A 23,841-nucleotide genomic window follows, 5' to 3' on the forward strand; every position below is an offset into this window, starting at 1 on the left:
ACGACCGCGTTCCCCCGCAGTCGTCTTTTTTCGTGTTACGCTGTGATCCAAGCTTCGTCAGCTGGATTTTTACGCCACTCTTGTAATTTTTTCGTTTCAGCTTGTCCAATCATACCTTTTTCTGCTGCAACTTCAGTTAATGCACTGTAGTCGCTTAAAGAGTATGATGCTACGTTCGCTGCTTCTAGTTTTGTTTTGCCTGTTTCAAGCTCGTATGTGAAGATTGATACGATTCCTAATACTTCGCAACCAGCTTCGCGAAGTGCTTCTACGCATGTAATTGCACTACCGCCAGTTGAAATTAAATCTTCTACTACTACTACTTTTTGACCTTTTTCAGCTTTTCCTTCGATTTGGTTCCCTTTACCGTGACCTTTTGCTTTACTACGTACGTAGCACATTGGTAAATCCATACGATCGCTTACCCATGCAGCGTGCGCAATACCAGCAGTTGCTGTTCCTGCAATAACTTCTACAGTTGGGAAGTGCTCTTTAATTAACTCTTCTAATCCAGCTGCAATCGCTTGACGTACTTTTGGATAAGATAAAGTTAAACGGTTATCACAATAAATTGGTGATTTCATACCTGAAGACCATGTGAATGGATCATTCGGTTGTAAAAATACCGCTCCAATTTCTAATAAATGCGATGCGATTTCTTTTTTCATACTGTTACACCTTCCCACTGTTGTTTTACTGTTTTATACGCTTCAAGCGGATTTTCTGCTTTTGTAATACTACGTCCAACTACGATGTAGCTTGAGCCAAGTTCCCTCGCACGTTTCGGTGTTGCTACGCGCACCTGGTCATTTACATCATCGCTTGCAAGACGAATCCCCGGTGTTACTGTTACAAATTCATTTCCGCATACTTCACGTAATTTTGGAACTTCAAGCGTTGAACAAACAACGCCATCAAGTCCACTTTCTTTCGTTAATTTTGCATAATGAGCAACCGCTTCTTCTAACGTTTTCTCAATGCCGATCTCTTTTTTCATCATAGCTTCCGAAGTGCTTGTTAGTTGTGTAACTGCAATACAAATCGGTCTCTCTTTTCCTTCTTGCTTACCTTCCTCTAATCCCTCAATCGCAGCTTTCATCATACTGCTTCCCCCAGCAGCATGAACATTTACCATATCAACATCTAGACTAGCTAGGCTACACATAGCGCTTTTTACTGTATTCGGAATATCATGAAGTTTTAAATCTAGAAAAATCTTATGTCCTTTTTCTTTTAAGTACGTAATAATTGCAGGGCCTTCTTTGTAAAATAACTCCATACCAACTTTGACAAATAACTCTTCTCCTTCAAAGTGGTGCAAGAATTGTTCTACATCTTGTTTCCCTGGAAAATCTAGTGCAACGATTAACGACTGTGACATGTTTGCTTCCAGCTCCTTCCTTGACATTCCGAAATGTGATCAAATCCTAATTCATCTAGTAATGCTGGTAACTCTTCAATAATTGTCGGACATACGAACGGATCGATAAAGTTCGCTGTCCCTACTGCAACTGCGCTTGCGCCAGCGTAGAAGAATTCAATTACATCTTCCGCTGTTTCAATACCACCCATTCCGATAATTGGAATGTTAACCGCTTGGCTTACTTCATGTACCATACGAATTGCTACTGGCTTAATCGCAGGACCTGATAATCCACCTGTACGGTTTGCTAAAATTGGTTTAGCTGTTTTTAAATCTAGACGCATACCAAGCAATGTATTAATCATCGTTAAACCATCGGCACCTGCATTTTCAATCGCTTTTGCGATTTCCACAATGTTTGCCACGTTCGGTGACAACTTCACGTATACAGGTACTTCAGAAACCTCTTTTACTCGCTTCGTTAAATCAGCAGCAATTTCAGGATTTGTACCAAAGGCGATACCACCTGTTTTTACGTTCGGACAAGAAATATTTAATTCTAGTGCATGGACATTAGGCGCTTTAGAAATTTCCTTTGCAACCGCTACGTAATCCTCAGCTTGTGAGCCTGCAACGTTCGCAATGATTGGAAGGTCAAATTGTTCTAACCATGGTAATTCAGAATTCATTACTTTTTCTAATCCTGGGTTTTGAAGTCCGATTGCATTTAACATGCCGCCCGGTGTTTCAGCAACACGAGGCGTCGGATTTCCATAACGTGGTTGTTCTGTCGTCGCTTTAATCATGATTGATCCTAGTACACTTAAATCGTAAAACTGTGCATATTCACGACCAAATCCAAAGCATCCAGATGCCGGTATAATTGGATTTTTTAATGATAATCCCGGTAATTCAACTTGCAATCTGTTCATAGTACAACCTCCCCGATTGGAAATACTGGTCCGTCGCTACACACCTTCTTGTAAGAATGTCCACTTGGATCTTCTTGTAAGTGGCATACACATGCGAAACAAGCTCCAATACCACAGCCCATACGTTCTTCTAATGAAATATAGGCTTTTTTCTCTTTGTAACGTCCTTCTAATGCACGAAGCATCGCTAACGGACCACATGAATAAAGAATATCAAAGTCAATTCCATAATTATCAATTACATCTGTGACAAATCCTTTTGTACCGTGTGTACCGTCTACTGTCGCAACGTACGTATCACCAAGCTCTGCAAATTTTTCTTCATAGAAAACTACATCTTTCGTTTGGAAACCTAAGATGTGAATAACACGTACACCTTTTGCAACGAGGCGCTGCGATAATTCATAAAGTGGTGGTACACCAATTCCCCCGCCTACGAGTAAAGCTGTTTGACCAGCTTCTGCTTCTTCTACAGGAAAACCGTGTCCTAATGGTCCTAGTACATCTACCATTTCCCCTTGTTTTCTAGTTGCTAATGTTTTTGTCCCTTGTCCTTCCGCACGGTATAGCATTGTAAATTCGTTCTTCTCTTGATCTACATTACAAATACTAATCGGGCGGCGTAGAAGGGGCGCAATGCCCTCTGCTACCTTAATGTGTACAAACTGCCCTGGTTCGTTCATTTGCTGTACTAATGTTCCTTGAAGCACTAATTCGTAAATGTTTTTTGCGATTTCTTTTTGATTAACGACGATCATATTTTGCTTTTGCATCATGCATGTACCACCTCGTGACGCTTTGTTTGCGTAATTTCTTTCATTGAATGAGCTGAGAATGTCATAGATTCTAATACTCGTAAGATTGCTCTCGTTGTATCAAGTGATGTTAAGCAAGCTACACCATTTTCTACTGATTCACGGCGAATGCGGAAACCATCACGCGCTGGTTGTTTACCTTTTGTTAGCGTATTGATTACAAACTGTGCTTTTCCTTGACGGATAATATCTAGTAAGTTGTATTCTTCAGAATCAATTTTGTTTACAACTTGTACTGGAATATTTTTCTCTTCTAACGATTGTGCTGTTCCAGCTGTTGCTAATAAGTTATAGCCGATTTCATTGAAACGTTTTGCAATTTCCATCGCCTCTTCTTTATCTTTATCCGCTACAGTAATGATTACTGATCCGTGCGTTGGGATGTTAATTCCAGAAGCAACTAGCCCTTTGTATAATGCTTTTTCAAGCGTTAAATCTTTACCCATTACTTCCCCTGTTGATTTCATTTCAGGTCCTAATGTTGTATCAACTGAGCGTAGTTTCGCGAATGAGAATACCGGAGCTTTTACATATACTTCTTTCTCTTCTGGGTGATAGCCCGTTCCGTATCCTTGCTCTACTAGGTCTTGCCCTAGAATAACTTTCGTTGCAACGTTTGCCATTGGTACACCAGTAATTTTACTTAAGAATGGTACTGTACGGCTCGCACGTGGATTTACTTCAATTACGTACACTTGATCTTCGAATACTACAAACTGGATATTTAGTAATCCAACAATGTTTAATCCTTTTCCAAGTGCAATTGTATGTTCAATAATTTGTTCTTTTAATTTTTCAGATAAGCTTTGTGGTGGATATACTCCAATTGAGTCACCAGAGTGAACTCCAGCGCGTTCAATATGTTCCATAATACCTGGAATGAATACATTCTCACCGTCTGAAATTGCATCTACTTCAATTTCTTTACCAACCATGTAACGGTCGATTAATACTGGGTGATCTGCGTGAACTTTAACTGCATTTTTCATGTAGTGCAGTAGTTCTTCTTGACGGTATACGATTTCCATCGCACGTCCACCTAGTACGTAAGATGGTCTTACTAATACTGGGTAACCAATTTCTTCAGCGATTGCTACCGCTTGTTCTACAGTCGTTGCTGTTTTACCAACTGGTTGTGGGATACCAAGTTTTGTTAAAGCAGCTTCGAATTTATCACGATCTTCTGCACGGTCTAAGTCTTCAAGTGATGTTCCTAAAATCTTCACACCATGTTCTTCTAATTTCGCCGCTAAGTTAATTGCCGTTTGTCCACCGAATTGAACGATAACACCTTCTGGTTTTTCTAAATCAATGATGTGCATTACATCTTCGATTGTTAATGGTTCAAAGTATAATTTGTCAGAAATACTGAAGTCTGTTGAAACAGTTTCTGGGTTATTGTTAATGATAATTGCTTCATATCCAGCTTCTTTAATTGCCCATACTGAGTGAACTGTTGCATAGTCAAACTCAACACCTTGACCAATGCGGATTGGACCAGATCCTAGAACTACTACACTCTTACGATCTGTTACAATTGATTCGTTCTCATCAGCGTATGTGCTGTAGTAATACGGTGTTGCAGATTCAAACTCTGCCGCACAAGTATCTACCATTTTGAATACTGGCGTCATATTATTTTCTTTACGCATATCATAAATTTCGCGCTCCGTTTTGTTCCAAGCTGCTGCAATGTAATGATCGCTGAAGCCCATTTCTTTCGCAGTTTGTAGTACTTCCATATTTCCTACATTTGCTTTTACTTCGCGTTCCATATTTACGATGTTTTCAACTTTTTGTAAGAAGAAGAAGTCCATTTCACACCATTCGTTAATTTCTTCTTTCGTTACACCTTGACGAATCGCTTCAGCTACGATAAACAGTCGCTCATCATCTGCTTTAATAATGCGTTTTTTCATTGTTTCTTTATCAAGTTCTTTTAAGTGGTCTAATTCTAGGTGATAAATGCCAAGTTCTAAAGAACGAACCGCTTTTAATAATGATTCTTCTAAGTTACGTCCGATTGACATAACTTCACCAGTTGCTTTCATTTGCGTTCCAAGTGTTCTGTTCGCTGATTCAAACTTATCAAATGGCCAGCGTGGAATTTTTGAAACAACATAGTCTAATGCTGGCTCGAAGCAAGCATACGTTTTTTGTGTTACTGGGTTTACGATTTCATCTAATGTTAAACCGACTGCAATTTTCGCTGCTAATTTCGCAATTGGATATCCAGTTGCTTTAGATGCTAGTGCAGATGAACGACTTACACGTGGGTTTACTTCGATTACATAGTATTGGAAGCTATATGGATCTAGTGCAAGCTGAACGTTACATCCACCTTCAATTCCTAGTGCACGAATAATTCGTAATGAAGTGTTACGTAACATTTGGTATTCACGGTCGCTTAACGTTTGGCTCGGTGCTACAACGATTGAATCCCCTGTATGAACACCAACTGGATCGATGTTTTCCATATTACATACTACAATCGCGTTATCATTTGAATCACGCATTACTTCGTATTCAATTTCTTTACAGCCAGCGATACTTTTCTCTAATAAACATTGTGTTACTGGGCTATGTTTTAAACCACTTGTTACGATTTCAATTAACTCTTCTTCGTTATGGCAAATTCCGCCGCCCGTTCCGCCTAATGTGAATGCTGGACGAACGATTACTGGATAACCAATTTCATTTACAAAGCCATATGCTTCATCAAGGTTATGAATGATTTCACTTGGTGGTGTTGGTTCATTTAAATCTTGCATTAATGTACGGAATAAATCACGATCTTCCGCTTGCTCAATTGCTGATAATTTTGTTCCTAAAATTGCAACTCCGCACTCATCAAGTACGCCTGATTTTGCAAGTTCAACAGCCATATTTAGACCTGTTTGACCACCTAATGTTGGTAAGATTGCATCTGGACGTTCTTTACGAATGATTCGGCTTACGAATTCTAATGTTAAAGGCTCAATGTATACTTTATCTGCTGTTGCAGTGTCTGTCATAATTGTTGCTGGGTTAGAGTTAACAAGGATTACTTTGTAACCTTCCTCTTTAAGAGATTGACAAGCTTGTGTTCCAGAGTAGTCAAACTCCGCTGCTTGCCCAATTACAATTGGTCCTGATCCGATTACTAAAATTGTGTTAATGTCTAGGCGTTTTGGCATAACTCTTCCCCTTCTTTCTTGAAGTTTTCAATCATTGTTAAGAAATCTTCGAATAAATCATTTGCATCTTCTGGTCCTGCTGAAGCTTCTGGATGGTATTGAACTGTAAATGCTGGGAACTTCTTATGACGAAGACCTTCTACTGTTCCATCATTTAAAGCAACATGTGTAATTTCAAGTTCTGTATTTTCAACTGATTCTTCTTCTACTGCGTAACCATGGTTTTGAGATGTAATTGCTACTTTTCCAGTTGCAAGATTTTTTACTGGATGGTTTAAACCACGGTGACCGAATTTCAACTTACTTGTATTCGCACCAGATGCTAGAGCGAACAATTGATGTCCTAGGCAAATTCCGAATAAAGGAACTTTACCGATAATGTCTTTTAACATTTCAATTGCTTCTGGTACATCTTTTGGATCCCCAGGTCCGTTACTTAACATAATTCCATCTGGGCTAAGGCGTAAAATTTCTTCAGCTGTTGTGTTGTAAGGAACTACAATTACATCACAATCACGTTTATTTAACTCTCGTAAAATACCATGTTTCATACCGAAGTCTACTAGTACAACGCGATGTCCGCGGCCTGGGCTTGGATATGGATCTTTCGTTGATACGCGTTTTACATGATCTGTAAATACTGTCGCTTTTAATTGGCTCACGATGTATTCTACATCTGCATCCATGTTACAAAGACGTCCGCGTAATGTACCGTATTGACGAATTTTTCTCGTTAATTTTCTCGTATCAATCCCTGCTAATCCTGGGATGTTTCTTTCTTTTAAGTAGTCATTTAGCGAAATTTCATTACGGAAGTTTGATGGGTGATCACAAATTTCGTTTACGATTAAACCATTTACAGAAGGGTGAATCGATTCGAAATCGTCTCGGTTGATGCCGTAGTTTCCGATTAATGGGTACGTGAATGTTACAATTTGACCGCAATATGATGGATCAGATAATGTTTCTTGATATCCAGTCATTCCTGTTGTAAATACAACCTCACCTGACTTTTCGATTTCTCCTCCGAAACCTGTTCCAATTAATACTGTTCCATCTTCTAAGATAAGTTGTCTTTTCATACTAATGCACTCTCCTTTTGCCATGCGATCTTACCACCAACGATTGTCATTACCGGCCATCCTTGGCATTTCCAACCTGCGAATGGTGTGTTTTTCCCTTTTGATAAGAATGTTGTTGGATCAATCTCTTCTTCTTGTTCTAAATCAATGATTGTAATATCAGCTGTTCTACCTTCTTTCAGGCGCCCTGCTTCTAAACCGAATGTATCAGCTGGCTTTTCTGTTAAGAATTGAATTAATTGCTCTAATGTAATAATTCCTTTTTTCACAAGGTTTGTGTATAGAAGTGGGAATGCTGTTTCAAAACCAGTAATTCCGAATGGTGCTCTTTCAATTCCTTGTGCCTTCTCTTCCGCTGTATGCGGTGCATGATCAGTTGCGATCATATCGATCGTTCCATCTAATAAACCTTCAATTAATGCTGCATGATCTTCTTTTCCACGAAGCGGTGGGTTCATTTTAAAGTTAGGATCAGCTGATGGGATATCATCTTCACATAACACTAAGTGATGAGGTGTTACCTCTGCTGTTACTTTAATTCCAGCGCGCTTTGCATCGCGAATTACGCGTACTGAGCCTTTCGTACTTACGTGACATACGTGATAGTGACAATCTGCCGCTTCAGCAAGCAGTATATCCCTTGCGATATGTACAGATTCACATACTGATGGGATACCGTTTAATCCGTGTTTCTCAGAAAACTTCCCTTCATGTACACAACCTTTATTAATAAGAGTATTCTCTTCACAGTGCGCAACTACTGCCATATTTAATTTCGCTGCACGCTTCATAGCAGCCAACATCATGCTAGCATCTTGTACGCCTACACCGTCATCTGTGAAAGCAAATGCTCCAAGTTCTTTTAAAGTTTCGAAATCTGTCATTTCAGAACCCGCTTGGCGTACTGTAATTGCTCCGTATGGTAGTACATTGACATGCGCTTTTTCTTTAATACGATTTTGCAGATCTTGCATATGTTCTCTGCAATCTGGTACTGGGCGTGTATTTGGCATTGCACAAATTGTAGTGAATCCACCTTTTGCTGCTGCTAGTGTACCTGTTTCAATTGTTTCTTTATGTTCACCACCTGGTTCGCGAAGATGTACGTGTACATCTACTAATCCAGGTGCGATTAACTTTCCGTTCACATCGATTACTTCAGCATTATCTGCCGTAATATTTTCTGCTACCTTAGCGATTTTACCGTCTTGTACGAGAAGATCTGTTGCTACGATTTTTCCTTCTTCATTCATATAACGACCATTTTTAAACAAGTAATTCATGTTTCATTCCTCCTAATACATTTGGTAAGGCGCGTTTTAGTACAGCCATTCTTACGTAAACTCCATTTTCCATTTGTTTAAATATGCGTGAACGCTCACACTCAACAAGTTCACTTGCAATTTCAACATCTCGGTTTACAGGAGCTGGATGCATAATAATGCTTCCTTCTTTCATACGCTGTTCTCTTTCCACTGTTAATCCGTGTTTCTCATGATACTCTTTCATAATGTCTGTTTCATAATGATCATGACGCTCATGTTGTACACGAAGTAACATCATTACATCCACTTCTGGAACAAGCTCATCCAATGGTTTGTATGTTCCAAATGTGTTGTCTTCATCTTTCCACTCTTCTGGACTTGCAAAGTAAATTGTTGCACCCAGTTTCGTTAATGCTTCTGCATTCGAACGTGCTACTCGGCTATGACGAACATCTCCTACTATTGCAATCTTCAATCCTTCAAATCTTCCAAACTCTTGTTTAATTGTAAGAAGGTCGAGTAAGCACTGCGTTGGGTGGTTTCCACATCCATCTCCAGCGTTTAAGATCGGGATATTCACCTGATCTTTTAGTTCATCGAAGTAGCGATCTTGCTCGTGGCGGATGACTACTGCTTTTGTTCCGATTGATTCTAGTGTTCTTATCGTATCGTATAATGTTTCTCCTTTTTGTACGCTAGATGCATCCGCTGAAAAGTTTAAAACATCAAGTCCTAATCTCTTCTCAGCAACTTCAAAGCTAAATCGCGTTCTCGTACTATTCTCAAAGAACAAGTTCGCAATAAAAGTTTGCTCTGTCGTTTTGCTCTCTTTCCCATTCGCAAAATCTTCTGCGTCTTTTAGGATTTCTGAAATTTCTACTTCCGATAATTCACTCATCGTTAACAAATGGCTCATCGTCATCCCTCATCTTTCTGATTTTTATGTTACCACTTTCGTATTTTTATAACAACCCTTGCATAAAAATACCCTAGTCATGTGAGACTAGGGTGCAAGAAAGAAGCCACCCTTTCCAATCTCACAGGACTGAATTAAAAGGTTATTATTATGAAGCAATCTGCTTAGATTGTTTTATTTGTTTCGTTTCTGGTAGTAGTAAATTTAACAGTACACCTACAATTGCTGCTAGTGCCATTCCTTCTACTTGGAACGATTCTCCTACGTGCAGTACCGCTCCACCAATACCTATTACTAGTATTACTGATGCAATCATTAAGTTTCGTTTGTCACTTAGGTCCGTTTTATCATCTACCATCATACGTAATCCACTTGATGCGATTACACCGAATAGTAAGATTGATACACCACCCATAACTGGTGTTGGGATCGAATGAATCAGTGCAGAAATCTTACCGATAAATCCGAACATGATTGCGAACACTGCTGAACCGATGAATAAGTATACACTATACGCTCTCGTAATTGCTAGCACACCGATGTTTTCACCATACGTCGTATTCGGTGGTCCACCGATTAATGATGCAATTAATGTTGCTACTCCATCACCGAAGATTGAACGGTGTAAACCTGGTTTTTCAATCAAATCTCTTTTAATAACATTTCCTAGTACAATTTGATGTCCGATATGTTCTGAAATTGTTACTAGTGCAACTGGTACCATCAAGAGTACAATCTTCCATGAAAACTCTGGTGTGTATGTTACGAATGGTACTGTGAAATCTGGTACAACAAACCATTTCGCCTCAGCTACCGGCTTTAAGTCTACTAGCCCTTGGAAATAAGCGAAAATATATCCGCCGATAATGCCAAGTAACACTGGTATGATACTAAAAAATCCTCTTCCAAATATAGAGCAGATAATTGTAATTGCTAATGTTACTAATGCTACTGAAAAGTGTGTAAAGCTATATTTGCCATCCGCACCGTTCATCGCCATATTAACTGCTGTGTGTGCTAAAGCTAAACCGATTACCATTACTACCGGACCAACTACGATTGGTGGTAGTAATTTCATAATCCACTCTGATCCTGATTTCTTAATTCCGAGTGAGATTAAGATGTACACAAGTCCTGCTAGCAAACCACCAAGCATTGCTGCTCCCGGTCCACCTGCCGTTTTTGCTGTTAAAATCGGTGCGATAAAGGCGAATGATGATCCTAGATAGGCAGGTACTTGACCTTTCGTTATAAGAAGAAACGCTAACGTTCCTAATCCACTTGATATTAATGCTACTGATGGATTCAATCCTGTTAAAAACGGAACAAGCACTGTTGATCCAAACATCGCGAACAAATGTTGTATACTTAAAAATAACCATTTTCCCGGTTTCGGTACTTCATTAACGTCTAACACTGGCTTTTGTTCCATTGTTACATCCTCCTTCAGTTTAAATCTTTGCAATAAAAAAACTCTTTGTGCCTGTGCACAAAGAGTCCTACACTTTCGTATGCCAAATTTGACATATGAAAGCCAAGACCCTTTGTCAGCCTCACAGGACTACATTTAAAAGGGCTTTACTTATCGTATATGCTTACTCGATCTTGTTGATCTGTCTCTTGCAAATCAACTTCAATACGCTCTTCACTTGATGTTGGGATGTTCTTTCCTACATAATCAGCGCGAATTGGTAGTTCACGATGACCTCTATCAACAAGAACCGCCAGTTGGATTTGAGATGGTCTACCTAAATCCATAAGAGCATCCATTGCTGCTCGAACTGTTCTGCCTGTATATAATACATCATCCACAAGGATAACTTTTTTCTTCGTAATATCTACAGGGATATCAGAACCTTTTACAAGTGGTTCTTTATTTTTTGATTGTAGTGTTAAATCATCACGATATAACGTAATGTCTAACTCTCCAACTTCCATTTCTTTTCCTTCAATTTGACCAATTCGTTCTGCCAAACGTTGTGCAATAAAAATTCCACGAGTTTTAATTCCGACAAGAACACAATTATCGACACCTTTATTTCGTTCCACGATTTCATGACTAATTCGTGTTAAAGCGCGGCGAATCATTTGGTCATCTAAAACGACAGCTTTCTCTTGCATGCTCTACACCTCCAAGCTTTTTTCTTGCGTGAGAGTAATGGTATAAAAAAAGTCCTCTCAGCGTGTGCGAGAGGACTTTTGAAAAAGGGTACAGCATACCCTATGTATTTCAAACCGTTACCTTCTCAACCTCACGGGGCTGTGTTAAAGGATCATTATTTAACTGTTGTCAGTATCTCAGTTTTCTTATGATTTGTCAATACTATTTTCGTAAAATATTTAATGCATCTTCAAACACTTCTGGAATCGGTGCCTCAAACTGAATATACTCACCAGTGCGAGGATGGTCAAATCCTAAAATACCTGCATGAAGTGCTTGTCCATTCATGTCTAATGTTTTCTTCGGTCCATACTTTGGATCTCCTGCAAGTGGATAGCCAATATACTTCATATGAACACGAATTTGGTGTGTACGCCCCGTTTCTAAGCGACATTCTACAAGTGTGAAATCTTTGAATCGTTCTAACACTTGGAAATGCGTAACAGCATGCTTACCATTTTCATCAACCGTCATACTTTGGCGTTCTTTCTTATCACGAGCAATCGGAGCATCAATCGTTCCCTTATCGTGCGGAATAACACCGTGTACAATCGCTTTGTAACGTCTTGTTACTGTTTTTGCTACAAGTTGATTTACAAGTGATTCGTGTGCCATATCATTTTTAGCAACCATTAATAGACCAGACGTATCTTTATCAATACGATGTACGATACCCGGACGCATCACACCATTAATGCCTGATAAGTCTGTACAATGGTGCATAAGACCGTTCACAAGTGTACCACTTGTATGACCTGGTGCTGGATGTACAACCATACCACGCGGCTTATTAACAACAAGTACATCTGCATCTTCATAATAAATTTCTAAGTTCATATCTTCTGGTTGAATATCTAACTCTTCTGGCTCAGGAATCGTCACTGTAATTTCATCATTTTCCCTAACTTTATAATTCCCTTTTACAGCTTTTCCATTAACTGTCACAACGTCATCTTTAATCCATTGCTGTACTTGTGTACGTGACCATTCATTATTTATTCCTGCAACGAATTTATCAATCCGCTCATTTTTTTGTTCTTCTGCAACTGTTACTTGTACTACTTCACTCATTCAATTACTCCTTCGTTTTCTTGCCTTCTAATAATGTTTGAATAATAATTAATACAACACCAATACATAATGCTGAATCAGCGATATTGAATACTGGATAGTTGTACGAGAAAATATACACGTGAATGAAATCCACTACTTCTTGTCTAAATACACGATCAATAAAATTACCAATTGCTCCGCCTAAAATTAGACCTAATGAAATTCCTAGAAGCTTGTCTGTTTTTGCGTACTTTTTCATATACATTACAATAAATACTACAAAGACAACTGTAATAATGTAGAAAAACCACATTTTATTTTCTAAAATGCCCCAGGCAGCTCCTCTATTTCGATGTGATGTTATGTATAATACATTATCGATAATCGGAATGCTCGTACCCAATTCCATGTTCTTTACAATTAGCCATTTCGATATTTGATCGATGGCAATGACAAATAACGCTATTACATAATATATCATTTTCATTTCCCCCACAAAGACAGTGTACCTCAAAATTTTAGCATAGCTGCAACCTTTTCACAATGAACCTTTATAGAAGAATAAAATAAATTAAAAAAAGGTAATATAATATCGTTGTGCACATTTATACATTTACTTTTTCATAGAAAAATTCATGAATGGTACGAGCAGTCGGCATCGTCTTCATTTGCTTTACCGAAATTATTCTCCCTGTTTCTTCACAAATACCATACATATCTATTTCCATTTTGAATAATGCACGTTCTACATCTTTTAAATCCTCTTTTATATCATGTAATAACAGTTTTTTCTTTATCTCTTCCTTAATTTCATATCCAAGCTCTTCGCTAAACTCTGTATCATATTTGTGCATGACCTCTTTAGCGAGCCTCTCTTGTAACTCTTTTCGCATCAATTGTAATTCTTCTTTAATTTCCATATAGATTTCATTCACGTGTACATTCCTCCCAGCTGCAATGTACGATTAGTGTGTCCGAAATTTCTATGCTTACCTCACACACATTTTTCCTTCATAGGAAAGAGAGTGAAAGTTATTTCAATATATCGTCAATAAAAAAACTGACTGCACTTACGCACAGTCAGTTTTTTATTATTTTACATAGTTTTCTTTAACAACTGTTGCACAACGCTCACATAATGTTTCATGTTCAGCATCTTTACCAATTGTTTCTGAAACTACCCAACAACGTTCACATGTTTCACCAGTTGCTTGAGCAACAACAACCGTTGTATGCTCATACTTTGGTGCATCTGCTGGCGCTTCTTCCATCATGCCACCAAGTTTGTACTCAGAAACGATGAATAATTGTTTTAAGTCTTCGTTAATAGACTCTAACATATCTTTCATTTCCGCAGTTGGATATAGCGTAATGCTTGCATTTAATGACTTACCGATTACTTTTTCATTACGAGCTACTTCTAACGCTTTTAATACGTCATCACGCAATGTCATAAATGCATCCCATTTTGTTTTTAATGCTTCTGCATCATCTAATTGTACAGCTTCTGGCATATCAGTTAATTGTACACTTTCTTCTGTTACACCTGGAATGTATGGCCATACTTCATCAGCTGTATGCGGTAAGATTGGTGTTACAAGTTTCGTCAATGCAACAAGAACATCATATAATACAGTTTGAATTGCACGACGATCTTCATGGTTTGCACCTTCAATGTATAAAATGTCTTTTGCAAAGTCTAAATAGAATGAACTTAAATCAATTGTACAGAAATTATGAATTGCATGATATACAGCAGCGAAGTCGTATGTCTCATATGCTTCTTTTACTTTTGTAATTAAGTCATTTAATTTCACTAACATGTAACGATCCACTTCACGAAGTTCAGCTACAGGTACTGTATTTTCACTCGGCTTAAAGTCGTCTAAGTTTCCTAATAAGAAACGGAATGTATTACGGATTTTACGATACACTTCTGCTACTTGTTTTAAAATATCATCTGAAATACGTACGTCAGATTGATAGTCAACAGAAGATACCCATAAACGTAAAATGTCTCCGCCTAATTGATCCATAATTTTTTTCGGTACGACGATGTTTCCAATCGACTTACTCATTTTACGCCCTTCACCATCTAATACGAAACCGTGGCTTAGTACGCCTTTATATGGAGCTTTACCTGTTACAGCAACTGCTGTTGATAATGAAGAGTTAAACCAACCACGATATTGGTCAGATCCTTCTAAATATAAATCAGCTGGGCGTTGTAAATCATCGCGCTCTTCTAATACCGCTTGGTGAGAAGAACCTGAGTCGAACCATACATCCATGATGTCTGTTTCTTTACGGAATTCACCATTTGGGCTACCTGGATGTGTAAATCCTTCTGGTAATAGATCTTTCGCTTCACGCTCAAACCATACGTTAGAACCGTGTTCACGGAATAAATCTGCTACATGGTTAATTGTTTCATCCGTAATAATTGGATCACCATTCTCTGCATAGAATACAGGAATTGGCACACCCCATGCACGCTGACGAGAAATACACCAGTCACCACGGTCACGAACCATGTTATGAAGACGAGTTTCGCCCCATGCTGGTACCCATTTTGTTTCCGCAACAGCTTCTAATAACTCTTTACGGAATGCTTCAATAGATGCAAACCACTGTGCTGTTGCACGGAAAATAATTGGTTTTTTCGTTCTCCAATCATGTGGATATGAATGCGTAATGAATGTTAGTTTCAGTAATGCGCCTACTTCTTCTAATTTTTCTGTAATTGGCTTGTTAGCTTTATCATAGAATAAGCCTTCAAATCCAGGTGCTTCATTTGTTAATACACCTTTATCATCAACTGGGCAAAGTACTTCTAATCCATACTTTTTACCAACAACGAAGTCATCTTCCCCGTGTCCTGGTGCTGTATGAACACAACCTGTACCTGCATCTATTGTTACGTGATCACCTAGCATAACTAATGAATCACGCTCGTAGAATGGATGTTTTGCAACTGTATACTCAAGTTCGCTACCTTTTACCGTTTTCACAACTTCAGCATTTTCCCAATCTAACGTTTTTGCAACTGTCTCAAATAGTTCAGAAGCAATAATATATTTTTCATCATTTACTTTTACAATAGCGTATTCAAGTTCTGGGTGAACAGAAATACCTAAGTTTGCAGGTAATGTCCAAGGTGTTGTTGTCCAGATAATGTATTTCTCATCACCTTCTAATACGTTCTTTCCGTCTTTTACAGGGAATGCTACGTAAATAGATGCTGATTTTTTATCTTGGTATTCAATTTCAGCTTCTGCTAAAGCTGATTCACTCGTTGGAGACCAGTAAACTGGTTTTTGTCCTTTATAGATATAACCTTTTTTCGCCATATCACCAAACACTTTAATTTGTTGTGCTTCATAAGCTGGCTCTAAAGTAATATATGGGTTATCCCAATCAGCACGTACACCTAAACGCTTAAATTGCTCACGTTGACGTTCTACTTGTTCATATGCATACTCTGCACATAACTTACGGAACTCAGCAACTGTCATTTCTTTACGCTTTACACCTTTATTTGTTAAAGCTTGCTCAATTGGTAAACCGTGCGTATCCCAACCTGGCACATATGGTGCACAGTAACCAGTCATTGATTTATAACGAACGATAAAGTCTTTTAATACCTTATTTAATGCATGTCCCATATGAATATCACCATTCGCATATGGAGGTCCATCATGCAGTACGAATAAAGGACGACCTTTCGTATGTTCTTGTACCTTTTCATAAATATTCATTTCAGCCCACTGTTCTTGCATTGCAGGCTCACGTTTTGGTAAATTCCCACGCATTGGGAACTCTGTTTTTGGCATTAGTAATGTATTTTTGTACTCCATGCTCAATTCCTCCTTACATGTATAAAAGAAATACTTAAAAAACGGAATAAAAAAGAGACCTTCTCATCCCAAAAAGGGACGAGAAAGTCTCCCGCGGTACCACCCTAGTAGATCCTATACATATGTATACAATCCTCTTTATATTCTTAACGCGAATATACGCCTACGCTTACTCTATTTGTTCAGCGCGGAACTCCAGGGTGATATTCCCATTATCTCCTTATCCTGAGCTTACACCATCCTCAGTTCGCTATATAAGGTATGAAAAAGGTACTTATCCCTATCTTCGTTTTTCTTAATAAATATGTTGTTTAAAATTATATGTAATAATGAGAAAAACGTCAAGCTTACACTGTTTCTTCTTTTTTCAACAGCTCGTCTACTTCGTCTTCTAACTCAATTAGTTTATCCCAATCATCGTTGTTTAACATTTCAAGCTGCGTTTCTAATAACATACGGAAACGAGTGCGGAATACTTTCGCTTGTTTCTTTAGCTCTTCAATATCAAAAGCAACTTTTCTTGATTTTACTAACGCTTCGTTAATAATACGGTCTGCATTCTTTTCAGCTTCACGTACAATTAATTTTGCTTCTTTTTGCGCATTACGTTTTACTTCCTCTGCTGCTTCTTGTGCAACAACGATAGATTTGTTTAACGTATCTTCAATATTAGAGAAATGATCTAACTTCCCTTCTAATTGCGCAACTTTTTCTTCTAAAGCTTTTTTCTCACGAATGACTAATTCATAATCTTTGATAATTTGATCAAGAAACTCATTTACTTGATCTTCATCATAGCCACGGAATCCGCGACCAAATTCTTTGTTATGAATATCTAATGGTGTTAACGGCACAACGCCACCTCCAAGTAGTTATCTAAATTTCCTCTTTCAATTATATCTTTTCTTCGACAAAATAGGAGGATTTCCTTCTAAAAAACCAATCATTTTAGTATACCATACAAAATTCTCCATTTGTCGCGCTTTGTTCTACCTTCTACAGAAAACAATTTACTTCGTCCATACCCTCTCACTGAAAAAACATCTCCTGGATAACATTCATATGAAGTTTGCTCCACAGTTTTCCAATTCACTTTTACTAGTCCATTTTTTATGAAAGGTTGTACTTTCTGTCGGGATATATGTAACATTTCAGCTAACATAACATCTAAACGGAGTGAAGAAACCGTTCCAGATTTCTCTCCCCACGTTTCTTGTATCTGTAGAATTTTTTCTCCTTGCACTGGCGATAAGGAGACTTTCACTTTCCCTATAGATTGTAAGTTCATCTCAATATAAGATACAACTTCTTTTGCGACTACGATTTGGGCACGATCTTCTTGAAGCAAAATATCACCACATTTTTCTCTCGTTAAACCGAGAGACATGAATGTTCCTAATATTTTCCTATGTTCTAGCGTATAAAACTTGGAAGGATAGTCAATTTCCAATACTTCTACTTGAAATTCCTCTTCATTTACTACTAGATAGTCCGGATAAATGAGTGCTCTTTTGCGTTCTGCATGAGGCGTTGCACCTTCAAATTGTACAGCAACATCTCCTTGCCCTATTACCATAGTGACAATTTGTTGTTGTCTTGGATCAAGAAAGTCTGTTAACTTCACTTGATGGTACTCTGCCGCCCGCTTCCACTCTAACACCTTATCCACAAAGACCTCTTCATCGGGTCTGAAATGCTCATAGATGCTCATTCATATAACCTCTTACTATAAGAAATAGCCGAATAAAGTTACTAAACCACTTGTAGCAAGTCTCAACGCAAAAATCGCAACGAGTGGTGAGATGTCAATCATACCAAGCGGTGGAATAAATCTGCGAAATGGTTCTAAATACGGTTCACAAATACGGGCAAGAAAGTCTCCGAAAGTTGATTCCTTTGCACCTGGGAACCATGATAGGAGAATGTAAATAATAAGTGCCCACGAGTATATTTCGATAGCAGTAACTAAAATCCTTAAAACTGTATCCATGGCGTATTACCACCTCTTTATATTTGTTTCTTCTTCTTCACCGAATAACTCTGAAATTGCACCAACAATATCTACATTTTCAGGCGTACACATAAATGTTTTCGGTCCTATTTTTTGAATGTCCCCGCCTATAGCGTATACAGTACCACTTAAAAAGTCAACGATACGTACAGCTTGATCAGTAGACATTCGTTGTAAATTAATCACAACAGCTCGTCTGCCTTTTAAATGGTCCGCAATCCCTTGCGCTTCCGAATATGTGCGTGGTTCTAATAAAACAACTTTTGAAGATTGCTTTGCTGTTTCAATGCTCACAACATTTTGTTTCGTTTGCGCTTTTGGAAACGTAACATCTTGTTGTTCTGGCGGATCTTGCTGCTTCTTCATGTCTGTTTGCTCCTTTTCATAACTATATTGAGCTGCTTCTTTTTCTTCAGGTGTATCAAAAAAGAAGTATTTTACTTTTGACCAACTCATAATAAGATTCTCCTTCCTTTTACGCTTTTCCTACTAAAATCGTCCCCAAACGAATATATGTAGCACCTTCTTCAATTGCAATCGTGTAATCATTAGACATTCCCATTGATAATTCTTTACATGGCGCATGTAATAATTCTAGCTCCTGCACCTCTGTTTGTAGCATACGTAACTCCTTAAAACAGCGTCTGATTTCTTCCTCTTCTTCTGTAAACGGAGCCATTGTCATTAGTCCTACCACTTCAATCTTATCCAATTCTTGCAAACTTTGAATAAAAGGAACGGTTTCTTCTATTGCCAACCCTTGCTTTGATTCTTCAGATGATGTTTTCACTTGAATAAAACATTTCACTTTCTTATTCGCACGTTTTTGAATTTCTTTTGCAAGTGAAAGACGATCTAACGAATGTAAGTAATCAATTTCATTAATGATTTCTTTTACTTTTCTCGTTTGTAATGACCCAATAAAATGCCAATTCACTTTTGAACCGAAATGTTCGTACTTCTGTAAGAAACCTTCATTTCTATTTTCACCTAAATCGATAATTCCAGCTTCAATTACTTCGTTTGTTTTTTCAATTCCTACCGTTTTTGTAACCGCAACGAGTTTAATATCTTGCAACGAACGTCCTGCTCGTGCACAAGATTGTTTAATTGCTTCGTTTACAGTTGTTAAATTTTTTTGTACTGTCACTTGCTTTCTTCCTCCTTAAAACCTATGAAACTCAACATTCTCCCTGTCTTACCTTGATCACGGCGATGCGAGAAAAATAGTTGCTCTTCACAGCTTGTACAAAGAGATGACATTACAATATTCTCTTCTTTTATGCCTGCTTGTACACATAATATACGATTAATTTCTTTTAAATTAATTGCGTACTGCCCATCAGAAATTTTTTTATAAGGGACAGAACCGTTTACCACTTGCTCTGCTGCTGTTAATACTCGATCATCAACAACGTAACAACAAGATCCAATTGCTGGTCCGATTGCAACATGAATTTCATCCCTCGAAATGCCTTCTGCATTCCATTTTTGAATCATTTCCTTTGCAATTTCTTTTACAGTCCCTTTCCATCCAGCATGCGCAAGTCCTATCATACCATGTGATGGCGCATAAAAATAGAGTGGAACACAATCCGCGTAACAAGATGTTAAAAGAACATCATTATTAGTCGTATAAATGCCATCTGTTTTTGAAATGCCGTCTTCATATGAATAGACGCCACTTCCTTTTTCCTGTTGTCCTACTTTTTCAACATGATGATCATGAACTTGTTCAGAGCAAATCCAGTTTTCTAATGGCTTCTGTAACTTATTTGCTAAAATGCGTCTATTTTCATGAACGTTCTCCACGATATCATTCACATGTAATCCTAAATTCATCGCATGAAAGGAGCCCGTACTTACCCCACCATCTTTTGTCGTAAATCCAGCAGTAATGTTTCCAAGTTCTTTCCACGCTTGTAAATACAGTATACCGTCCACATATTTAAATGGTTCTATCATAACAGCGGCTCCTTTTAATTAAAATAACATAAAAAAGCATGGTACTTCCTGTCTATTTTACCATACTTTTATTTTTTCATAATGCCAACAGAAAAAAAAGAGGAATTTGTAATATTCTTTATGAAATTGTCGGTGTTTGTATTGTTTCTGTTACAGAATTAACAGTATTTACTCTAACAAGTATGACATCCTCCCCAATTTTCACAATTTCCTTCCAAAGAATTACAATTTCTACATCTTTCCCAAAAATACCTAACATACGTGCCTGTTTGGAAATAATTATAGATTTGATCTTCCCTGTGTTCATATCAATTTCAATATCTCCAATATTCCCAAGCCTTTTTCCATCTGAAACATTTATTATATCTTTCATCTGCAATTCCGAAATTCTTATCACTTTCATCCTCTCCCTTATATATGACGAATTGAAAAACTGTTTCTTAAATGAACAGGAAGTACCCTACTAACCACATATTATTTTCATTATATGAACATCCCTTTCCTACTATGAGCGCAAACAAACTATGTTACATATAAAAAGGTTTCACCATAAATGGTGAAACCTTACCCTTGAATCGTTTTATTCATTTGTTTAATAGCTGATTTCTCTAAACGTGACACTTGTGCTTGAGAAATCCCAATTTCTTCTGCAACTTCCATTTGTGTTTTTCCTTGGAAGAATCGTTTTCGAATAATCATTTTCTCACGATCATTTAAACGCTTCATTCCTTCTTTTAGTGCTAACTCTTCAACCCACTGCTCGTCCTTTTGTTTTTCATCACTTAACTGGTCCATAACAAAAATAGGATCTCCCCCATCGTTATAAATCGGCTCAAATAATGAAACTGGATCTTGAATCGCATCTAAAGCGAAAACAATTTCTTCATGGGTTACTTCAAGCACTTTTGCAATATCCATCGCTGTTGGTTCTTTGGAATTTTCTGCAATCAACTTTTCCCTTACTTGTAACGCTTTATACGCAATATCTCGTAAGGAGCGAGATACGCGAATCGGATTGTTATCACGCAAATATCTGCGTATTTCCCCAATAATCATCGGCACAGCATACGTTGAAAATTTTACATTTTGGCCTAAATCAAAGTTATCAATGGATTTCATAAGTCCGATACAACCAACTTGAAATAAATCGTCAACATATTCTCCTCTGTTATTAAATCTTTGGATGACGCTCAGTACAAGACGTAAGTTTCCATTCACTAATTTCTCTCTTGCGCTTATCTCTCCACTTTGCATTTCACGAAATAATTTACGCATTTCATCATTTTTTAGTACGGGAAGTTTAGCTGTATCAACACCGCAAATTTCTACTTTGTTTCTCGTCAAAGTGTTCCCTCCTATCGGGAGTTGCTGTACAGTGTAAAGTATTTCCTTTGAAGGGGATTTTATGCATGCGGTTTTCTCTTCATTTTTCATTTTAGTTGTCTTTCCTGATACAACTAAATAGAATAAGACCAGCCTAGATAACGGCTGGTCTTATTCTTTACACCATTTTATTAAATTCTTTTCGTAATCTTTTTATGATTCTTTTTTCTAAACGCGAAATGTATGACTGTGAAATCCCAAGCATATCCGCCACATCTTTTTGTGTCTTTTCCTCTCCACCAGCAAGCCCAAACCTAAGTTCCATAATTTGTTTTTCACGATCATTTAATTGATGTAATGCTTTCATTAGAAGATGACGATCCACAGTTGCTTCTAAATCTTTTGTAATAATATCATCGTCTGTACCTAATACATCTGATAATAAAAGTTCATTTCCATCCCAATCGATGTTAAGCGGTTCATCAAAAGAAACTTCTGAACGATTTTTATTATTCCTGCGCAAATGCATTAAAATTTCATTTTCAATACAACGTGAGGCATATGTTGCTAATTTTATTTTCTTTTCTGGATTGAATGTATTCACCGCTTTAATAAGACCAATTGTTCCAATGCTAATCAAATCTTCAATATTTATCCCTGTATTTTCAAATTTTCTTGCTATATATACGACTAGCCGTAAGTTGCGTTCAATCAGTAACGATCTTGCCGCCTGATCTCCTTTTGGCAATTTATTTAAAAGAACTTCCTCTTCTTCTTTCGTTAACGGCGGTGGTAACGCTTCACTTCCACCAATGTAATAAATTTCATCGGTCTTAATTCCTAATTTCAGCAATACTTTATACCAAAGGTATACTAAATAAAATTTTAATTTCATCATATTATCCCGCCTCCCATTATTAAGCAATTACCATTTTTTGTGAAATTAACATTTTCGGATGCACAATACATTGATACTCTCCATTGGTTGACAACTGTTGTGTATTTAATCCAATCAATACTTTGTTCACGACAATAGAACTTCCTTCATGATAAATTTGTACACTGTCTGGCTTAATTGCCCATAAAAATTGACTCTCTACTCCCACTGCCCGGAAAGGAATTAAGCGTAATTTTGTCGCCCATCCAGAATCATTTTCTGGTATTTGAGGAATCTCTGTTTTGGAATAAATTTGTTCTGTTAACCAAGCTGGCAAACAATGTTCTAATGATGAAATATGCATAATCATAACAGGTGTTTTCGTCAACGGGTCGTAAAGTTGGTTCCCACTATCAATTAAACCTGCGAGTTCCAACTCCTCTTCAGCTAATCGAACTTTCAATTTCACAATTTGATCATAGTGTATTTTTGTAACCTCTACGCTTTCAATACGCTTTTTAGAAAAATAATAAATTACTGGAAAACCAAAAATTACAAATAACCAGCTAATGGGGTCACCATAAGAAATTGATTGAGATTGAACCAACCCATTTACCATTTCATTCGTTTGCAAAAAGAAATGAGTGCCCATTAACCCTCCACCAACCATAAAGGTAACAAAGTAAAAAGTAAAAACAGTTTGTGCATAATTTCTAAACGTTGTAAACCCAAATGCTGTATACACAATAAGTAACGAGTACAGTAGTTTCATAATTGGATGTGTCATCATAGAAGCAAAAGGAGTAAAGGCAAAAATAACAATGGTTGAACCTATAAATGCCCCTAACACAAGCCTCCATCTTTTGATCTTCTTTTTTAACACGGTGGCTGTTAATAAAAGTAAAAGAAAATCAATGCAGGCGTTTAACAACCAAACAACGTCGGCGTAAACAACCAAACAATTCACCTCTTTTTTTAAGTTGAGACTAGTATAATGCATATCCAATAGGAAAGTGTGTCAATTTGCGGAGGTGTTTTTTTGTTA

At 37.6% G+C, this 23,841-nt stretch carries 24 protein-coding genes and 1 other annotated feature; all 24 genes read right to left on the minus strand.

The genetic code is table 11. From position 1 onward, the window contains the following. Positions 1 to 35: 35 nt before the first annotated feature. The 24 genes from pyrE to spoIIGA all read right to left on the minus strand — a co-directional run bounded on the left by pyrE (position 36) and on the right by spoIIGA (position 23,754). Positions 36 to 668 carry an orotate phosphoribosyltransferase gene (gene pyrE / locus AAG068_RS19470; RefSeq protein ID WP_048530575.1) on the minus strand — a complete coding sequence of 211 codons (633 nt, stop codon included), beginning with the start codon at positions 666 to 668 and terminating at the stop codon, positions 36 to 38. After that, positions 665 to 1,381 (minus strand): orotidine-5'-phosphate decarboxylase, encoded by a 717-nt coding sequence (pyrF, locus tag AAG068_RS19475; protein WP_342715523.1) that lies wholly within the window; start codon positions 1,379 to 1,381, stop codon positions 665 to 667. The genes pyrE and pyrF overlap by 4 nt, the downstream gene beginning before the upstream one ends. Then, positions 1,366 to 2,295 (minus strand): dihydroorotate oxidase B catalytic subunit, encoded by a 930-nt coding sequence (gene pyrD, locus AAG068_RS19480; protein WP_001081057.1) that lies wholly within the window; start codon positions 2,293 to 2,295, stop codon positions 1,366 to 1,368. Before pyrD ends, pyrF begins: the two co-directional genes overlap by 16 nt. Further along, positions 2,292 to 3,071: a dihydroorotate oxidase B electron transfer subunit gene (gene pyrK, locus AAG068_RS19485; RefSeq protein WP_000983359.1), complete on the minus strand. Its 780-nt coding sequence runs from the start codon at positions 3,069 to 3,071 to the stop codon at positions 2,292 to 2,294. The genes pyrD and pyrK overlap by 4 nt, the downstream gene beginning before the upstream one ends. Next, the gene (gene carB, locus AAG068_RS19490; protein WP_342715525.1) at positions 3,068 to 6,286 is read right to left on the minus strand and encodes a carbamoyl-phosphate synthase large subunit; all 3,219 of its coding nucleotides are present in this window, start codon (positions 6,284 to 6,286) and stop codon (positions 3,068 to 3,070) included. The genes pyrK and carB overlap by 4 nt, the downstream gene beginning before the upstream one ends. Continuing rightward, entirely contained in the window at positions 6,271 to 7,368 is a 1,098-nt protein-coding gene (locus AAG068_RS19495; protein ID WP_000828682.1) for a carbamoyl phosphate synthase small subunit, read from the minus strand. The genes carB and AAG068_RS19495 overlap by 16 nt, the downstream gene beginning before the upstream one ends. Continuing rightward, the gene (pyrC, locus tag AAG068_RS19500) at positions 7,365 to 8,651 is read right to left on the minus strand and encodes a dihydroorotase (RefSeq protein WP_342715526.1); all 1,287 of its coding nucleotides are present in this window, start codon (positions 8,649 to 8,651) and stop codon (positions 7,365 to 7,367) included. The genes AAG068_RS19495 and pyrC overlap by 4 nt, the downstream gene beginning before the upstream one ends. Next, entirely contained in the window at positions 8,635 to 9,549 is a 915-nt protein-coding gene (gene pyrB, locus AAG068_RS19505) for an aspartate carbamoyltransferase (RefSeq protein WP_342715527.1), read from the minus strand. The genes pyrC and pyrB overlap by 17 nt, the downstream gene beginning before the upstream one ends. A 148-nt stretch (positions 9,550 to 9,697) precedes the next feature. Next, the gene (gene uraA / locus AAG068_RS19510; protein WP_342715528.1) at positions 9,698 to 10,981 is read right to left on the minus strand and encodes a uracil permease; all 1,284 of its coding nucleotides are present in this window, start codon (positions 10,979 to 10,981) and stop codon (positions 9,698 to 9,700) included. A gap of 146 nt (positions 10,982 to 11,127) precedes the next feature. Next, the gene (pyrR, locus tag AAG068_RS19515) at positions 11,128 to 11,670 is read right to left on the minus strand and encodes a bifunctional pyrimidine operon transcriptional regulator/uracil phosphoribosyltransferase (protein ID WP_001156491.1); all 543 of its coding nucleotides are present in this window, start codon (positions 11,668 to 11,670) and stop codon (positions 11,128 to 11,130) included. Between the two features lie 202 nt (positions 11,671 to 11,872). Beyond that, entirely contained in the window at positions 11,873 to 12,781 is a 909-nt protein-coding gene (locus AAG068_RS19520; RefSeq protein WP_000005838.1) for an RluA family pseudouridine synthase, read from the minus strand. Positions 12,782 to 12,785: 4 nt separating this feature from the next. Further along, the gene (gene lspA / locus AAG068_RS19525; protein WP_001980603.1) at positions 12,786 to 13,244 is read right to left on the minus strand and encodes a lipoprotein signal peptidase LspA; all 459 of its coding nucleotides are present in this window, start codon (positions 13,242 to 13,244) and stop codon (positions 12,786 to 12,788) included. A gap of 124 nt (positions 13,245 to 13,368) precedes the next feature. Further along, positions 13,369 to 13,698: a molecular chaperone DnaK gene (locus AAG068_RS19530; RefSeq protein WP_342715531.1), complete on the minus strand. Its 330-nt coding sequence runs from the start codon at positions 13,696 to 13,698 to the stop codon at positions 13,369 to 13,371. A 156-nt stretch (positions 13,699 to 13,854) separates the two neighbouring features. After that, positions 13,855 to 16,620 carry an isoleucine--tRNA ligase gene (gene ileS2 / locus AAG068_RS19535; RefSeq protein ID WP_342715532.1) on the minus strand — a complete coding sequence of 922 codons (2,766 nt, stop codon included), beginning with the start codon at positions 16,618 to 16,620 and terminating at the stop codon, positions 13,855 to 13,857. Positions 16,621 to 16,691: 71 nt separating this feature from the next. Beyond that, positions 16,692 to 16,916: a binding site (T-box leader), on the minus strand. 51 nt (positions 16,917 to 16,967) lie between these two features. Then, entirely contained in the window at positions 16,968 to 17,474 is a 507-nt protein-coding gene (gene divIVA / locus AAG068_RS19540; protein WP_001131611.1) for a septum site-determining protein DivIVA, read from the minus strand. 89 nt (positions 17,475 to 17,563) lie between these two features. Next, on the minus strand, positions 17,564 to 18,331 hold the full coding sequence (locus AAG068_RS19545) for an RNA-binding protein (protein ID WP_342715533.1): 768 nt from the start codon (positions 18,329 to 18,331) through the stop codon (positions 17,564 to 17,566). A 15-nt stretch (positions 18,332 to 18,346) separates the two neighbouring features. Further along, positions 18,347 to 18,610: a YggT family protein gene (locus AAG068_RS19550; RefSeq protein WP_029439626.1), complete on the minus strand. Its 264-nt coding sequence runs from the start codon at positions 18,608 to 18,610 to the stop codon at positions 18,347 to 18,349. Between the two features lie 6 nt (positions 18,611 to 18,616). Continuing rightward, positions 18,617 to 19,087, minus strand: a complete 471-nt coding sequence (locus AAG068_RS19555) for a cell division protein SepF (RefSeq protein ID WP_097904417.1) — start codon at positions 19,085 to 19,087, stop codon at positions 18,617 to 18,619. 19 nt (positions 19,088 to 19,106) lie between these two features. Next, positions 19,107 to 19,781: a YggS family pyridoxal phosphate-dependent enzyme gene (locus AAG068_RS19560; RefSeq protein WP_342715534.1), complete on the minus strand. Its 675-nt coding sequence runs from the start codon at positions 19,779 to 19,781 to the stop codon at positions 19,107 to 19,109. Then, positions 19,778 to 20,596 carry a peptidoglycan editing factor PgeF gene (gene pgeF / locus AAG068_RS19565; protein ID WP_342715535.1) on the minus strand — a complete coding sequence of 273 codons (819 nt, stop codon included), beginning with the start codon at positions 20,594 to 20,596 and terminating at the stop codon, positions 19,778 to 19,780. The genes AAG068_RS19560 and pgeF overlap by 4 nt, the downstream gene beginning before the upstream one ends. A gap of 118 nt (positions 20,597 to 20,714) precedes the next feature. Then, complete coding sequence (locus AAG068_RS19570) at positions 20,715 to 20,999, minus strand: YlmC/YmxH family sporulation protein (RefSeq protein WP_342715536.1); 285 nt, start codon at positions 20,997 to 20,999, stop codon at positions 20,715 to 20,717. 161 nt (positions 21,000 to 21,160) lie between these two features. Then, the gene (sigG, locus tag AAG068_RS19575; protein ID WP_000197753.1) at positions 21,161 to 21,940 is read right to left on the minus strand and encodes an RNA polymerase sporulation sigma factor SigG; all 780 of its coding nucleotides are present in this window, start codon (positions 21,938 to 21,940) and stop codon (positions 21,161 to 21,163) included. A 157-nt stretch (positions 21,941 to 22,097) separates the two neighbouring features. Next, positions 22,098 to 22,817: an RNA polymerase sporulation sigma factor SigE gene (sigE, locus tag AAG068_RS19580; RefSeq protein ID WP_000976948.1), complete on the minus strand. Its 720-nt coding sequence runs from the start codon at positions 22,815 to 22,817 to the stop codon at positions 22,098 to 22,100. A gap of 19 nt (positions 22,818 to 22,836) precedes the next feature. Next, positions 22,837 to 23,754: a sigma-E processing peptidase SpoIIGA gene (gene spoIIGA / locus AAG068_RS19585; RefSeq protein WP_342715537.1), complete on the minus strand. Its 918-nt coding sequence runs from the start codon at positions 23,752 to 23,754 to the stop codon at positions 22,837 to 22,839. Positions 23,755 to 23,841: the final 87 nt, after the last annotated feature.

The organism is Bacillus paramycoides, assembly GCF_038971285.1.
In the GTDB taxonomy this organism is placed as follows: domain Bacteria; phylum Bacillota; class Bacilli; order Bacillales; family Bacillaceae_G; genus Bacillus_A.